The organism is Sorangium sp. So ce1504 (assembly GCF_051521635.1).
GTDB lineage: Bacteria > Myxococcota_A > Polyangia > Polyangiales > Polyangiaceae > Sorangium > Sorangium cellulosum_B.
In genome coordinates, this window is record NZ_CP150365.1 from 2,232,805 (window position 1) to 2,248,006 (window position 15,202).

The 15,202-nt window shown below is 70.0% G+C and carries 14 protein-coding genes and 2 pseudogenes; 8 read left to right on the plus strand and 8 right to left on the minus strand.

Annotation, left to right across the window (positions count from 1 at the left end; genetic code table 11):
- Positions 1-78: 78 nt before the first annotated feature.
- The 4 genes and pseudogenes from WMF39_RS08580 to WMF39_RS08595 form a co-directional block, all read right to left on the minus strand.
- A complete protein-coding gene (locus WMF39_RS08580; RefSeq protein ID WP_437745062.1) occupies positions 79-423 on the minus strand; it encodes a hypothetical protein in 345 nt (114 codons plus the stop codon).
- Between the two features lie 361 nt (positions 424-784).
- A complete protein-coding gene (locus WMF39_RS08585) occupies positions 785-1,426 on the minus strand; it encodes an NAD(P)-dependent oxidoreductase (RefSeq protein WP_437745063.1) in 642 nt (213 codons plus the stop codon).
- A gap of 343 nt (positions 1,427-1,769) precedes the next feature.
- Positions 1,770-3,032, minus strand: a complete 1,263-nt coding sequence (locus tag WMF39_RS08590) for a transposase (RefSeq protein ID WP_437747957.1) — start codon at positions 3,030-3,032, stop codon at positions 1,770-1,772.
- Between the two features lie 3 nt (positions 3,033-3,035).
- A pseudogene (locus WMF39_RS08595) lies at positions 3,036-3,425 on the minus strand (transposase zinc-binding domain-containing protein); the annotation flags it as partial.
- Positions 3,426-4,004: 579 nt separating this feature from the next.
- Here WMF39_RS08595 and WMF39_RS08600 point away from each other — a divergent pair.
- From WMF39_RS08600 to WMF39_RS08610, 3 genes and pseudogenes are all read left to right on the plus strand, one after another.
- Entirely contained in the window at positions 4,005-4,166 is a 162-nt protein-coding gene (locus tag WMF39_RS08600; protein ID WP_437745064.1) for a hypothetical protein, read from the plus strand.
- Positions 4,167-4,260: 94 nt separating this feature from the next.
- Entirely contained in the window at positions 4,261-4,845 is a 585-nt protein-coding gene (locus WMF39_RS08605) for a DNA alkylation repair protein (protein ID WP_437745065.1), read from the plus strand.
- A gap of 179 nt (positions 4,846-5,024) precedes the next feature.
- Positions 5,025-5,216 (plus strand): annotated as a pseudogene (locus WMF39_RS08610) (type II toxin-antitoxin system RelE/ParE family toxin); the annotation flags it as partial.
- 159 nt (positions 5,217-5,375) lie between these two features.
- Here the strand turns inward: WMF39_RS08610 and WMF39_RS08615 are convergent.
- Entirely contained in the window at positions 5,376-5,936 is a 561-nt protein-coding gene (locus tag WMF39_RS08615; protein ID WP_437745066.1) for a hypothetical protein, read from the minus strand.
- Positions 5,937-6,102: 166 nt separating this feature from the next.
- Between WMF39_RS08615 and WMF39_RS08620 the strand changes: the two genes are divergently transcribed.
- Entirely contained in the window at positions 6,103-6,237 is a 135-nt protein-coding gene (locus tag WMF39_RS08620) for a hypothetical protein (RefSeq protein ID WP_437745067.1), read from the plus strand.
- Between the two features lie 5 nt (positions 6,238-6,242).
- Here the strand turns inward: WMF39_RS08620 and WMF39_RS08625 are convergent, their stop codons facing one another.
- Both WMF39_RS08625 and WMF39_RS08630 read right to left on the minus strand, forming a co-directional pair.
- Positions 6,243-6,488, minus strand: a complete 246-nt coding sequence (locus WMF39_RS08625; RefSeq protein ID WP_437745068.1) for a hypothetical protein — start codon at positions 6,486-6,488, stop codon at positions 6,243-6,245.
- A 45-nt stretch (positions 6,489-6,533) separates the two neighbouring features.
- Entirely contained in the window at positions 6,534-9,362 is a 2,829-nt protein-coding gene (locus WMF39_RS08630; RefSeq protein WP_437745069.1) for a CHAT domain-containing protein, read from the minus strand.
- A gap of 70 nt (positions 9,363-9,432) precedes the next feature.
- On the opposite strand from WMF39_RS08630, the gene WMF39_RS08635 reads away from it, so the two are divergent.
- Positions 9,433-10,287, plus strand: coding sequence for a DMT family transporter (locus WMF39_RS08635; protein WP_437745070.1), 855 nt, complete (start codon positions 9,433-9,435; stop codon positions 10,285-10,287).
- A 136-nt stretch (positions 10,288-10,423) separates the two neighbouring features.
- Here WMF39_RS08635 and WMF39_RS08640 read toward each other — a convergent pair whose 3' ends face one another.
- Positions 10,424-11,533, minus strand: a complete 1,110-nt coding sequence (locus tag WMF39_RS08640; RefSeq protein WP_437745071.1) for a VWA domain-containing protein — start codon at positions 11,531-11,533, stop codon at positions 10,424-10,426.
- Between the two features lie 303 nt (positions 11,534-11,836).
- Here WMF39_RS08640 and WMF39_RS08645 point away from each other — a divergent pair, with 303 nt between their 5' ends.
- Genes WMF39_RS08645 through WMF39_RS08655 form a run of 3 tightly spaced genes read left to right on the plus strand, consistent with a single transcriptional unit; the run spans position 11,837 to position 15,154 of the window.
- On the plus strand, positions 11,837-12,364 hold the full coding sequence (locus tag WMF39_RS08645; protein WP_437745072.1) for a response regulator: 528 nt from the start codon (positions 11,837-11,839) through the stop codon (positions 12,362-12,364).
- Positions 12,364-14,625: a chemotaxis protein CheA gene (locus tag WMF39_RS08650; RefSeq protein ID WP_437745073.1), complete on the plus strand. Its 2,262-nt coding sequence runs from the start codon at positions 12,364-12,366 to the stop codon at positions 14,623-14,625. The genes WMF39_RS08645 and WMF39_RS08650 overlap by 1 nt, the downstream gene beginning before the upstream one ends.
- Positions 14,618-15,154: a chemotaxis protein CheW gene (locus tag WMF39_RS08655; RefSeq protein ID WP_012234230.1), complete on the plus strand. Its 537-nt coding sequence runs from the start codon at positions 14,618-14,620 to the stop codon at positions 15,152-15,154. Before WMF39_RS08650 ends, WMF39_RS08655 begins: the two co-directional genes overlap by 8 nt.
- Positions 15,155-15,202 lie beyond the last annotated feature (48 nt).

The following is a 15,202-nucleotide window of genomic DNA, read 5'->3' on the forward strand; positions in this document are numbered from 1 at the left end:
CGCGACGGCGGAGGGCGCCCCGTTGGGCCACACCGGAGTCGCCCTCGGCGGCGAAACAGGCGGAAGCCATGAGAATCGCTACTGTTTCCGGCGACCGCTCGTCATCGAGCGCGTAGGTAAAAGAAGCCGGATCGCAGCGCGAAGCGCGTAGCTCGACCTGGCGGACCCGGCGAGCCGCCGGGCTCGCCCTGGATCTCGCGTCCGCGCGGCGTCAGGAGCGGCGCCCGACGGCCGCCGCTCCCCTCGACCGAAGACGGCCACCGCGGCGTCCACCTCGGCGAGCGCGTCGAAGCCGGCCACGAGCTCGCCCAGGATCCGGAGGACCCGCCACGGATCGGTCTGCGTGAAATCGGTAGCGGCCGGCCTGGCGCGCTCCGGCCGGTTCAGGAGCTGCTCGTCCTCGGCCTTGCGGCCGGCGCGCACCGAGCGGTTTCGACCGGTCAGGAATTTTACGCCAACAACAGCCAGTTGACATAACGTCCAAAAAGTACGGATCCATTGATCCGCCTACAAAAACCAACAGATCCAACGAGTTCACTCGGCTGTGGATTGTTGTCTACACCACGCTGGCTCGAGCCGTACCGAACCGACCGCGAGAAGTTCAACGCGTTGCAGAGGGCCGCGCGCAAAGAGGGGAACGTCTGATCGCTCGGCCGCCGACCATGACCACGCTCCCGCGCCCGCGTCGCATCCAGAACGATCGGATCTTTCACCTCGAAGAAGATCGGCTCATCGAGACCGACGGGAGATGTTCGACTTCTGAGGGCGGTCGTGCTCGGGATCCTCAGTCGAAGGTGCCGATCGCCACGGCCTTGCCGAGTTGGTCGGGCCGGGATGCGTGCTCGAGCATGAAGTCGGCGAGGTCGCGCCGCGACGTTCGCGAGCCTCCTTTCACGACGTACGCTTCCTCGACGCGGTAATGGGTGACCTGCGGCGTGTCGACGAGCCGCGCGGGACGCGCGATCGTCCAAGCGAGGCCGCTCGACATGAGGATGTTCTCCATCCGCCGCTGGTCCTCGTACAGCGTCTTGCCGATGAAGGACTTCAGCACGATCGAGAAGAAGATCCCGTCCTTCCAATCGATGCCCGGCCTGGTTCCGCCAGAGGTGACCGCGACGATGCGGCGTACCCCCGCAGCCTTCATCGCTGCGATGATGTTCGTGATGCCCTCGGTGTAGACCGTCACGGGCTTGCGCGTGAACGGCACGCCGAACGTCGAGAGCACCGCGTCTTGTCCGGCGACGGCGCGCTCGACGTCCTCGAGACGAAGGACGTCGCCCTGCATCACCGTGAGCCGCTCCGTCGCCGCAATGGGGAAGCTCGACGCACGGCGGGTCACGGCGGTGACCGTGTGCCCTTTGTCGAGTGCCTGTCGGACCAGCAGCAGGCCCACGGGGCCATTCGCACCAAAGATCACCAGCTTCATGGCTCATCCTCCTGGCTCCCGGTCGTTGCCGGGAGGGTTCGGAGCACGTGCTCCAGGCACGCAAGAAAACCCTCGAAATCGCGCTGCGACACGCCTTCGAAGACGTCGCTCACGTAGCCCTCGACGAGAGGAACGAGCGCCTGCCGCGTGGCTCGAGCGGATAGGAAACCATAGGACTCTCGCCGGTGTCAAGCCCCGCGGGAACGGCGCCGGGCGGGCCGTCTATCGCGCATCAAACACCCGCTCGCCCCGTCGCAGGGCCCGCGCGCCGTGCATTGGGTGCAGCTCTGGCTCGACGACCGCGACGTGCGTTCGCCATGACGGGCTCGGGCCGGGTGCCCACCTACGCCGCGTCGAACCCGAACGCCATCGGTCCCCACGTTGGATCGCGCGCGGGGGCTGCCGTTCGGGGCTGCGAGGGCAAGTTCAGATGATCGAGGATGCGGCGCACCACCGCTGAGTCGGTGATCGTGGAAAGCACGCGCATCCTCCGTTCGCATCTCGGGCAGCGGAGCGCATCGAAGCCGAACGAACGCTTCATGAGCACGGCCCACTCGACGTAGCGCGACGTTGCGAACAACTCCCCTTCGAGCAGCCGCCCCCAGTGCAAGACCGAGATCAGGGTCGGCTCAACTCGCACCGTGGGCTCGGCATGCGCGAGTGACCTCGCTGAGAGCGCCGGCGGAGCGCACGGCGACGCGGGCGCGGGCGCGGGCGATGCGGTCGCGGGCGCGGGCGCGGCGGGCAGAGGCGCGTGCCCCGCGCACGGCTCAGACTTCGCGGCGCGGGCCGGAGGTTTGGGTGTCACGAGAGAGCGCCACGACGAGCGAGGCGCGAACACGCCATGGTATCTCACAAGCGGGATCTTCGGCGGAGGAATCAAAGCCGCGAGCCGGGCCATGAACTCCATTGGACTCATGACGCGGTGAGTGCGTCCCCGCCGAGGTGTCTTCAGCAAGTACGCTATACGCCCATCGGGCAGGAGCTCGATTCGATCGAGTGCGAAGGCCGGGCGGGAGCAGTACCGCACGAGCCTCTCGCGCCCCTGATCGTCATCCGCTGCCATGCGCACCGCGCAATGCACGTCGAACCCGTCGCACGCCGCGGAGAAGCGTCGCTCTCGGCGCTCGAAAGCCGCGTCGGGACTGTCCTTGTGCTCGAAAGGCCGCGCAAGATACGCTCCACCTGCGAGTGCGAGCTGGGTACACGCATCGAGCGCGGAGGGCTCGATGGTCTCGTTGCTGCGCTCCTCGGCCGCGCGCTCGTCGAGGTAACCGCGGCGCCGTAGCCAAAGAAGCGCACGCTCGCGCACCCGTCGCGCCACCTCACTGACATCGTCCTTCGAAGGCGGCGGCGCATTGTGGAAGCGCACGCCCATGGCGGTCTTCTCGAAAACGCCGTCGATTGCCAGCGTGTGAAAATGGACGTGAACGTTCAAGCTCGAGCCGAATCTCTGAGGGAACCCGACCGAGCCCGTCCGTGCGCCGGCGATGCTCGCGAGCCGCGTGGTCACGCGGGCGATCTCCTCCGCGAAGATGCGCTCCATCGCCGCGAGGACGTCGGACCTTTTGGCCGCAAGCGCACGCAGCTCAAACGGAAGCGACATGACCCACTGCCTGACGGGCACGTTGGGCAAGATACGATCGACGAGCGTCGCCGCCTCATTGCACATCCGGCGCGAGGCGCAGCTGGGGCAGGGGCCGCGGAGCTTGCATGAGAAGGCGACGAGCACATCGTGACCGCAGCCATCGCAGTGACATCGGACGAAACCTCGCGCGAGATCGCCACAGGCGAGGTAGCCATCGAAGGCGGCGACAACGTACTTCGGGAGCGGGGCCGCGTACGTGCGCGCTGCGTGCGCGACGTAGGTCGCGAGGTGCTCCTGAACAAGGCCATACAACACGGTCTGATGCGGTTGGCGAGGCGCGTAGGCGTGCGGCGCTGGCCGCGAGGTCCTTGGACGCGCCGACAGCGGCCGAGACTCCGCTTGGGTGAGCATCCCGGCGGCTGCGAGCGAAACACGGGCCGCTCGTGCTCCGCGGAGAATTCAGCGGGACGAAAGCCGGCGGGACCTGGCGGCGCCATGGCGGAGAGGTAGGGCGCGACCACGACCGCTGCTGCGGCGAGCGGCGGCTCTCAGCCCGGCAAGAGGCGGCTCTCGGATGTCTGATCCCATGATGTGCGACCAGGCACCGCCCAACACAGAATTGGACCTGACGGCGCTTCGCGCCGCAGGTCAATTCAACGTTGGGCGGGCGTCGACCCGAGATGACCGAACCCCGGGAGCCGCCATGAATGTGCAGCGATGCGGTGCCGCTCGTTGGCGGCCGGCACGGGGTGGAGCCTGTCGATCTCCGTAGCGACGCGACCCGACCGCGGGCATGGTGGGCGCTGTGACGACCACGCCCCACGACGCGCTGTTCAAGGGGGCTCCTCTCCCGGGTGTCGGCATTACGTCAACGGGCACGTGGGGCAGAATGGTACTTGGCCGCAGGAACGCCGCAGGACCCCCTTTGGATCCTCTACGTTCCACGTGCTACGGTGAGCGGATGCGCCAGATCAGAAAAGCGGATTCGAGATGACGCTGATCCTCTCGACGGGCAACCGGGACTACATCATCCAGGCATGCGACCGGCGACTCACGGCCGGCAAGATGCCCGTCAACGACGACGCCACGAAGATGTGCAACCTGGTGTTCGGGAACGGATGGGCTCCGCTCGGCGGCGCACGCGCGGGCTGATTGGCAGGGCGTTCGGCGAATACAGGAGATGTAGACAAATGGGTTATCGGCAAAAGCAAAGAAACTTATCGCTGAGATCACGAATGGAAACGTGATGTTGGGCGACCTGCGAACGCGTGGCAAAGAGATTAAGAAAGACCACGACCTGGCAATGGAGCTTTGGTCAACGGGCGAATACTACCCTCGTCTGCTCGCGACCCTCATCTTCGATAAGAAGCTCCTCACAGAAAACGTCATCGATCAGCTTGCATCGGATGTGCTTCGGCATGACGCGGAAGAAAGCAGCCAATTGGCTGACTGGCTGTTGGCAAACCAGCTCGCCAAAGACAAGAAACTGGTCTCCCTTATCGCGACGTGGGAGAAGGGTTCTTCCCCGATTCTGCGTCGCTGGTTCTGGTATCACCAAGCGCGCTTGCGCTGGGTCGGGCAAGCTCCTCCCGGTAATAGTGCAGAACTGCTTGACTCCCTGGAAAACGATATGGCTGATGCTGAGCCCGTGGTTCAATGGGCAATGAACTTCTGCGCTTGCCAGATTGGTGTTCACGAGCCTGAATTTCGATCCAGATGTATCAAGCTCGGGGAAGCATTAGGGCTCTACAAGGACGACCATGTCGCCAGAAACTGTACGCCGTCATACCTGCCCGAGTTTATCAGAATCGAAGTGGCCAAGCGTGAATGACACCGAAAGGGACAAATAGCATCGTGGGCCAGCCAGGCAGCCACGCCGAACCAGGCGCTGCACCTGACCGGCGGGGCATGAGCCGCGTTGTCCTCCTCGCCGAAGCTCGCGCCGAAGCCCTCGGGACCTTCCGCTGATACGAGGAGCAGCGGTCTGGGCTTGGCGCCGTCTTCCGACGAGAGCTGGACGACGCCATCCAACACATCCGGAGCGCACCGCTCGCGTACCCGCCGCTGTACCGAGACGTCCGGCGCGTACTCGTCGAACGTTTCCCGTACGCGGTCTTCTACCGGATTCTGCCCGCCGCGATCGTGATTGTTGGAGTGATCCACGGCCGCCGACATCCTCGCGAATGGAAGCGCCGAGCGTGAGCGAATTCCGGAATGGCAGCCACGCATCCAACGAAATAGCGTTTTCGCGGCGGCGGAGAGGCGCTCACGAAGCGAGCGGCGCTCCCCCTATGTCTCAGGGAGGTTGTCGCCTCCTCCGCCTGGCAGTCACCGCTCGCGCACCCCGGCGCGTCGGCGCGCTCACCACGAGAAGCGCAACGTGACCTCATCAGCGTCTGGCTGGTCGAACGACCAGCCAGTCTGGGTCGCGTCGACCTGCTTGCCGGTCACCTGCTCCAGCGCACGGCCGGCGAAGCCGACGCACAGCGGTCCGAGGTGCTCGAACCCTGCGACCTCGGTCACGAGCAGCGTCGCCTCGTTCCGATCGATCTGCGAGCAATCCACTCGCAGCGTCCCGCCGACCATATCCTGCGCCCAGAAGTCGGGGAACTTCCGGAGGAAGAGCCGAGCGTTCATCACCCTGAGAAGCAGCTTCATCAAGGTGTTCGCTTCCTTCTCGAAGACAGTCCGGCCGCACCTCACGACGTCCAGGTAGCTCTGCGATGGCTCGTTGTGGACCTGGACGATGCCGCGCAGCACCTCGACGTAGTAGGCGCGAGGGTACCACGCCGTGCTGGACATGGTGGCCAGCGCCCTCCTGAGCTCCTGAGAGAGCCCGTGACGAACCCGGCGGACCCCAGCCTCGTCACACAGCACGTCCGAGTAGGCTGCTGCATTGAGTATCAGAGAGCCCCGGGTCATCGGTTCTTGCATACATGCACTCTCGTGGAAGATCTCGCTGACACAGCAGAAGAAGAGAGCGACGGGTCGCCTCCGTCAAGGCGGCTTGAGCGCGTAGGTAAAGGAAGCCGGATCGCAGCGCGAGGAAGTGTGGTGCGGCACACCGAAGTGGCGGGCCTCGCCGAGCGTGGAGAAAGTCCTCGCCAGGCTCGAGGCGGAGCGCCGGCGGCTCGTCGGGGAGGTGCGCGCGTCGAGCCCGCGCGTCATCGGCCTCCTGCGAGGCCTCCTGCCGGAGATGGCGGCGTGGCTCGACGGGGGGTGATCACTTCACGGCTTGGGGGCCGTCGTGCCCGGGTTGTAGTGCACGATGATGCCGCGGTCCTTGTTGCACTTCTGGACCTTCTCGTCCCACACGCAGCCCGCCGGGCACGGCTGCACGCTGGGATCGCCCGTGGGGCAGATCTCGGCCTCGCCTTCCCTGGCGGCGGGCTGCTCGGGCGCCTGCGCGCCTCCGCAGGCAGAGAGCACCCAGGTCAGGGCGGGGAGCACCAGAACGATCGCCGATCGACGCATGCAGACCTCCACGAGCCCGCGATGGGTGGGCTCCGGCGTCGACGTCTACCAATTCCCAGCCCTGCGGGGCCAGCGCTTCCGCGCGACCAGGACGAGCGCCGCGGCGAGCGCGGCGAGCGCGGGCGGAGCGCTCGGGCCCTCCTCGCCGGCCGCGCAGGCGCACCCGCGCGGGCCCGGCGCCGCACGCGGGAAGCTCGGCGCGACCCGCCTGCCGTCGAGCGCGGCGCCCTCGCCGGAGGTGATGAAGCCGGCCCACGCGTGCGGGTGCGGGCGCTCACGCCGGATCTGGAGCTGCGCCGACCGCAGCGCCTCGCTGCGCCCTCCGCCGCGCGCGAGCGCCGCGTAGTAGGACGTCATGAGATCCCGCGTCGCCATGTCGCCGACCTTCCACAGGCTCATCACCTGCGTCTCCGCCCCGGCGAGCAGCAGCGCGCGGCGGAGCCCGTAGACCCCGTCGCCGCGCGGCACCTCGCCGAGGCCGGTCTCGCAGGCCGAGAGCACCACGAGCTGGGTCCCGTGGAGGTCCAGCGAGGAGATCTCGAGCGCGGTCAGGATGCCGTCGTCCTCGTCCGAGCTGCTCCGCCGCGCGTTGGCCCCGGCCAGCGCCAGGCCCGAGCGCAGGAGCGGGTTCTCGCGAAAAGCGTGGCCCTCGATCTCGGCGCCGCGGGTGTTCGCCGGCTCGCCCGGGGAGCCCTGGTCCGGGAGGAAGAAGCCGTGCGTCGCGATGTGCAGCACGCGCGGACGCTGCGCCCGCTTGAGGGCCTCCTCGGTGGCCGACGGGCCGGTCAGGACCGTCGCGCTGGCCAGCGCGCTCCGCACCGCCTCCGCCTCGCGCTCCGTGCCCGGCAGGGGCGGGAAGCGCGCCCCGGCCAGCTCGGCGGAGCGCAGCCCGCGCGTGGCGTCGTCGTCCGGCGCGAGCTCCGAGAGGCTGCCGAACGCGGGGTCGGCGATGACCAGCACGCTTCCACGTGGCGCTCCGGCCTGCGGCGCCACGACACCCGCGGCGCGCAGCAGATCTCGCCCGCTGGTCAGGTAGGTGAAGGAGGCGCGGTCGATGAGATAGCCGCCCTCCTCGTCGACGAGCGCGGAGAACGGCACGAGGTTCAGCGCGCCGTCCGGGCTGAGGAGGAGCCAGCGCGCGGGGCCGAGGGCGCCCCGGATCGGCTGCATCACGAGCGCGTCGAGGTGGCGCGCGCGCTCCCGGGGGTCTCGCTCCGGGTTCGAGAGGTCCCGCGAGAGCTCCGCGGCCGCCGCGTCGATGGCGGCGGCGTCGCCGAGATCCACCCCCGTGACGCCCCCGCGCCGCCCGACGACATAGGCCGCGTAGCGAGGCTTGCCCCACGTGGGCCTCACCGGCGGCCCGAACGGGTCATAGGGACGGTACTGGACGATCTCGACGAGCGCCGCCCCGTCGGGGATCGCCGCCTGCACGCCCTCGACGGTGATCGGCGGCTGCTTCGCGTCCGCCGGGCGCGCGGCGCGCGTCCGCGCGGCGAGCTGGAACTCGAGCCTCTGGCGCTCGGCCTCGAGCTGCTGCACCTCGCGCTGGTGCTCCTCGGCGGGGACGTCGATCGGGCCGCGCGTGATCGCGGTGGACAGCTTCGCGTCGAGCTGCGTGAGGGCGCCGAGGAGCGCCCGGCCCTCGGCGTCGAGGCTCTGCCGCAGCGACGCGAAGCTCTCGGCGATGGCGTCGAGCGCGAGCCCCTTGCGCCGGAGGATCGACCGCAGGGCGAGCCGCGCCGCGGCCTGGTCGCGCGGGGCATCCTGGAGGTGCAGCGAGAGGGTCGCGTCGGTGTCGCGCTGGACGAGGCCCATGTAGAGGCGCTTCTGCCGCTCGGAGCCCCTCGCCAGGTTGGCCCGGGCGCTCCGGTCCTGGAGGCCGGCGGCCCGCTCGCGCGTCCGCACGGCGACGGCGGTCCGGCCCTGCGCGACGTACAGGTTCGCGAGGTGCCCCAGCGCGCGGACGATGGCCGGGTGATCCGGCGCGAAGACCCGCTCGCGGATCACCAGCGCCTGGAGGAGCAGCGCCTCCGCCGCGGGATCGCCTTTGCGGGTGAAGAGCACGCCGAGCTCCTCCAGCAGATCGGCGCGCACCGCGCTCTGCGCCGGGAGCGCGGGCTCGAGCCGCGGGCGAAGGTCGAGGAGGCGCCGCTCGGCCTCCTCGACCTGCCCGCGCCGCAAGGAGAGCTGCGCGGCGCGCAGATCCGGGATCGCGTAGGCCCACCCCGAGCCGCCGGTGGCCTCCCTGAGGATCACGCGCATCCTGTCGAGCGCCTCCGCGAAGGAGCGCAGCGCGCGTCGCTCCAGGTACAGCCGCGCGAGCGAGTCGACGGCATAGAACTCGCCCCAGCCCTGGAGGAGCGGCTGGGCTCGCTTCAGGAGCTCCTCGGCGCTCTGGAGGTCCCCGAAGTCCAGGTAGACGTTGGCGAGCCGGGCATAGAGCATCCCTTCGTCGTTGAAGGAGGGCTGCTCGCGCGTCAGCCCCCGCACCAGCAGCGCCTCGGCGCGCGCGTAGTCGCCGTAGCCGAGGTAGAAATGCGCGAGCTCGTTGTCGAGCCCGGAGGTGCCCTCCAGCAGCGCAAAGTACCGGTCGGCGAGGGCGGCGCCCTCGGCCAGATCGTCTCTCTCGACGGCCGCTCTCCAGCGCTCGTGGGCCGCGGCGAGGTCCTCGCTCGCCGGCTCGGCGCGGCTCGGCTGCGCCGCGAGCGGCGCGGGCCGGGCCGCCGAGACGAGCGCCGCCACGGCGAGCGAGAGGAGCCGCCCGCGGCGGCGTGCGCCGCGCGACGTCGGCGACCCGGGCGAGGCGCGTTCCTCCGAGCGGCGGGAGCGAGGATCGATGTCGCGGTCGGCGCGCTCGGGGCGGCGGGGTGGCATCGCGGAGCAGCGTAATCTGCCCCTGCGCGCCTCGTCGACCGTTCGGCTAGGCTCGCCGCCCTCGTCGCCCATGCTCCGCTCTCGACTGATGATCCTCGCCGCCGCGGTCCTCTGGTCCACCGGAGGGGCGGCCATCAAGCTGATCTCCCTCGACGGGTGGCAGGTCGCCTCGGCCCGCGCGTTCATCGCGGCGCTCGCGCTGGGCCTGGCCATGCCGAGCGCGCGCCGCCTCCCCTCGTGGCGCACGCTCGGCGTCGCGGCGATCTACGCCGCCGTCATGGTGCTGTTCGTGCAGGCCACCAAGCTGACGACGGCGGCGAACGCGATCTTCCTGCAGTCCACCTCGCCCGTGTACGTCCTCTTGCTCAGCCCCTGGCTGCTGGGCGAGCGGCCCTCGCGCGGCGAGAGGGTCGCGGCCCCCATCTTCATCCTGGGCCTCGCGCTCTTCTTTCTGGATCAGCTCTCGGCGGGGCAGCTCCTCGGCAACGCCCTGGCGCTCCTCTCCGGGCTCGCGTTCGCGCTGTGCATCATGAGGTTCCGCGCCGCTCCGGACGACAACCCCGCGGTGCTCGTCTGGGGCAACGTCCTCGCGTGGCTCGGCGCGCTGCCGATGGCCCTGGGCGGCGCGGCCCGCCCGGGGCTCGTCGACCTCGGGCTCCTCGTGTTCCTCGGCGCGGTGCAGATCGGCGTGGCGACCGCCCTGTTCAGCCGCGGCATGCGCCACACGCCGGCCGTCGAGGCCTCGCTGCTGGTGCTCCTGGAGCCGGTGCTCAACCCCGTCTGGGCGCTCCTCCTCGTCGGCGAGCGCCCCGGGATCTGGTCGACCGTGGGCGGCGCCGTCCTTCTCGGCGCCACCGCCTGGCGGGTCCTGATGGCAGCGCGCGCCACGCCGCAGCAAGCGCCGGCGTCGAGCAGAGGAGGATGAACGTCGAGGCGTGAACGTCGAGGCGTGAACGTCGACGGGAGGGAGGAGGCTCGATCCTGGCTGGATCAGGCCCGCCGCGGGGCGCGGCGAGCCGCTGGAACGGCGTCGCGGCCGCCCCTCGCGGCCGCGGCGCACCTCACTTCGCCTCGACCTTCACGTTGGCGTTCGCCTTGAAGCTCGCCTTCCCGCCCGCTCCGCCGCCGTCGTCGTCGTCTGCGGGCACGGTCGCCTTCAGCTCGAACGACGGCGGGGTGTTGGGATCGCACTCCGGCGGCGGCCCGAACCCGTCGGCGTTGAACTTCCACGCGAGCGACCCCGAGGCCGACGGATCCTTCCGGATCGCCTTGATCTCCACCTCGTGCTCCCCCGCGCGCGCCGGCGTGCAGTACGAGAGCAGGTAGAAGCGCTTCATGTGCGCCTCGATCTTCGCCGCGATCTTGTCGAACGACTCCTTGACCTTCGCCTGGTCCGCCGCGAGCTCGGTCCCGTCGCGCCCGATCTCGTCGAGCCGCGCCTTCTCGATCTCGGCGCCGACGCCGACGACGAAGATCTGGTAGTTCTCGTAGTCTTCCTTCTTGAGCTCGTTCAGCATGTCCTCCCGGCTCACGCGGTTCGCGCGATCGGTGCCGTCCGAGAAGACGACGAGCGTGCCGAACTTGAGGGGGCGCCGGTCCTTGTCGAGCTGCTTCTTGAGCTCCCGGATGCCCTCCACCACGCCGCCGTGGAGGTTCGTCGACGGGTCCTTCGGCTTGTAGCTCCGGAGCCCCTCGAGCCCGCCCTCGACCGAGCCCTGCGCCTCGGTGAACGGCACGACCGAGTGGATCTTTACCTCGCCGTCGAACGCGTAGACGCCGACCTTCTGGCTCTTGCCCACCCGATCGCTGAACGACTGCGCGGCGTCGACGAGGGCGTCGGCCTGACCCGCCTCGGTGATGCTACCGCTCATGTCGACGAGCAGCATCGTGTACATGACCGCCGCGACCTCGGGGTTCTGGATGGTCTGCTTGCTCTCGAACTTCGAGACGATCTCGCCGTCCTCGTAGATCTCGAAGTCCTCGGCCGTGAGGCCGCCCACCGGCTCGTCCTCGCCGGCGTCGACGCTGAAGAACACCCAGACGTTGTTCGGCTTCTTCTGGGCGGAGTTGATCCGGGTCACCCGCAGCCCGCCGCCGCACGCCACGCTCGACAGAGCGAACAGGGCGGCGAGCAGGATCCGGAACGCTGGAGAACAAAGGAGGATTTTCACGCGCGCGATTAGCGCGCATCGGACGCCGCGATGTCAATTCGCTGCCGCAGGCGGCTCCTCCCCGAGGCCGCCCCGCCGGGCGGGCACGGCCGCGCGGCCGCGCCGGCGGGGCGGGCGGCGCCCCACCCCGAGGCGCCGCCCGCGCGGCCGCCTCGCCGATCGTGCAGGGAGGCGCTCGCGCTGGTTTACTCCGGGAGGGAGACCGCCGTACATAGGCCCGCGCGCCTCGAAGACCGCGCGCGTCGCCTCCGGGCGCTCAGCGAGTTGGTCTCCCCGGGCCGATTTCCGTTACCCTGTCGCCGCATGGCACGCATCCTGATCGTCGAGGACTCGCCGGCAATGCGAGCGTACATCCGCTCGACGCTGGAGGACCGCGTGCTTGGGCTCGCGGGCGACGTCGACATCGTGGAGGCCGTGAACGGCTTCGACGCGCTCCGGCTCCTGCCGCGCGGCGCGTTCGACCTCGTGATCACCGACATCAACATGCCCGACATCAACGGGCTCGAGGTGATCCGCTTCGTCCGGCAGAGCGACCGCTACCGGCACGTCGCGATCCTCATCATCTCCACGCAGGCGACCGAACGCGACATCCAGCGCGGGCTCCGCCTCGGCGCCGACCGCTTCCTCCCGAAGCCGTTCACGCCCGAGGCCCTGCGCGACGCGGTGGTCGCGAGCCTCGACGCGCGGGCCGAGGCGCCGCAGGCCGGCGCCTCGCCGTCCGCTGACGGCGCCGCCGGCGTCGACGATCGCGCCTCCGCTGCGTCCCCGCGCGCGGAGGAGCCCGCGGCCCGCGCCAAGCAGCCCGGCTCCGGCGAGGGAGGCGGCGGCTGATGGTCGAGAGCGGCGATCGGGCGCGCGAAGAGTTCTTCTCGGAAGCGCAGGAGATCGTCGAGGGGCTCGGGCGCGACCTCCTCGCGCTCGACGAGGCGGTGCGGACCAGCAAGGTCGACCCCGACGTCATCAACGACGTCTTCCGCGCCGTGCACACCCTGAAGGGGCTCGCCGGGCTCTTCGGCGCGACCCGGATGGCCACCCTCTCGCACGAGCTCGAGGAGCTGCTCGACAACCTCCGCCTCGGGCGCATCGAGATCAGCGCGTCGGTCCTCGACCTCCTGTTCCGCAGCGTCGAGCTCTACGGGCGCATCCTCCAGAACGAGAAGGACGGGCGCGACGCGCCGATGCCCGAGGTCGACGACCTCCTGCGCCAGCTGCACCAGGACGCAGGCCCGAGCGCGGCCGGCCTCCCCGACGACAACTACGATCTCGATCCGGGGCTGCTCTCCGTGCTCACCGAGTACGAAGAGCACCGGCTGCGCACGAACATCGCGAGCGGGATGACCCTGTTCCGGCTCCGCGTGCAGTTCCACCTCGCCACGATCGATCAGGCCCTCGACGACCTGAAGATCACCGCGAAGCCGTACGGCGAGATCATCACCTACCTGCCGACCGGCGCGGGCGCGGACCAGGACTCGATCGAGCTCGACATCCTGATGGCCTCGCGCGCGCCGCTCGAGGAGCTCCAGCGCGCGCTGCACCAGGCCGGCGCCGCCGTCGAGGAGATCCCCCGGCGCAACAACAACGGCCACGGCCGGGTCGCCCCGCCGGGCATGCCGTCGATGTCCGCGGCGCTCCGGGGCGGCGCGCCGACCGGCGTGTCGCGGGCCGTCGACCTGACCGGCTCGATGTCGGCGGCGAGCCCGCCGTCGAGCGCGCGCAACCGCAAGGGGGAGCTCAGCTCGATCCGCTCCGTCGCGCAGACGGTGCGGGTCGACATCCACAAGCTCGACCGGCTGATGAACATCGTCGGCGAGCTCGCCCTCGTCCGCTCCGCGCTCGGCCGCCTCGTCGAGCGGCTCCGCGCGGCGCCCACCGAGCGCGAGCTCTCCCTCGATCTCCACAGGCTCCAGCGGACGTTCGACCGGCACCTCGCCCAGATGCAGGCGGGCATCCTCGAGGTCCGGATGGTCCCGCTCGGGCAGGTCTTCGACAAGCTCGCGCGCGTCGTCCGCCAGATCAGCCGCGACGCCGACAAGCTCGTGAACCTCGTCATCACGGGCGCCGAGACCGAGGTCGACAAGCTCATCGTCGAGGAGCTCAGCGACCCGCTCATGCACATGATGCGCAACGCCATCGACCACGGCATCGAGTCGAAGAGCATGCGCGAGGCGGTGGGCAAGCCGGCGGTCGGCACGATCGCGCTGAACGCCTTCCAGAAGGGCAACCACGTCGTCATCGAGATCGAGGACGACGGCAAGGGCATCGACGTCGACAAGCTGCTCGACGCCGCCCTGCGCCGCGGCGTCATGACCCAGGAGGACGCGCGGACGACGAGCTACCGCGAGGTGCTGAACCTCATCTTCCAGCCGGGCATCTCGACCAAGACCGACGTCAGCGAGATCTCGGGGCGCGGCGTCGGGATGGACGTCGTGAAGACGAACATCAGCAAGCTCGGCGGCGTCATCGACGTGCACAGCGAGCCCGGCATCGGCACCAAGATGACGGTCACGCTGCCGATCACGCTCGCGATCATCAGCGCGCTCATCGTCCGGGTCGCCGACCGGCTGTTCGCGATCCCGCTGACCAACGTGCAGGAGGCGGTCGCGCTCGACGAGGCCACGGTGCGCCAGATCGACGGCCGCGAGATGATCACGCTGCGCAACAGCACGCTCCAGCTCTGCTACCTGGCGCGGCTCTTCGGCCTGAACGAGGAGGAGGAGCTCAGCGCGCGCATCGCCGGCCTGCTCGGCGGCGCGCGCGGCGGCTCGGCGGCGCGCGCCGCTGTGGGCGGCGGGCGCCGGGGCGACGGCGGCCGCGCGACGCTCGGGCTCCAGGGGGGCAGCAAGCGCAAGTACATCGTCGTCGCGTCGGTCGGCGCGCGCAGGCTGGGCCTCGTCGTGAGCACGCTCATCGGGCAGCAGGACGTCGTGATCAAGGCGCTCGGCCCGTCGCTCTCCTCGGTGCGCGGCTTCTCCGGCGCCACCGAGCTCGGCGACCAGCGCATCGCGCTCGTCCTCGACGCCCCCGCGCTCATCGAGGAGATCCTCCACGGCGGGGACCGGCAGCGCAACGATCCGCGGAGCACCCATGGCTAACCTCACCCGAAGGCCCGCCCGGATACCGGTCTCGAAGCGGAACTCGCGCGCGCAGGCGAGCGGCCCGCGGACCGAGTACCTCGCGTTCACGCTCGCGGGCGACACCTACGCCGCGCCCGTCTCGCTCGTGCGCGAGATCCTGAAGCCGCCCCCGCTCACCCCGGTGCCGCGCGCGCCGGACTCGACGATGGGCATCGTCAGCGTGCGCGGGCAGCTCGTCACCGTCATCGATCTGCGGCGGCGGATGCGGCTGCACGAGAGCGCGGCGCAGCGGCGGGCGCGCATCCTGCTCGTCGACGCGGCGAACGGCGAGACGCTCGGCCTCTTCGTCGACGAGGTCCAGCAGGTCTACCGGCTCGCCGACGCCGAGATCGAGCACGCCGCGACGGCGCTCGGGGGGGACGTGGCGGGCTACATCGCCGGCATCGCCCGGCCCATGCACGGGGCGAGCGCGTCGGATGGCACCCAGGGCGAGGCGCAGCCGCGCGTCATCATCCTGCTCGACCTGCAGGCCATACTCGCGTCCTAACGGACGATTCGTCCGCGCCCGGGCGGCTCGTAGAGCCCGGGCGCTCGG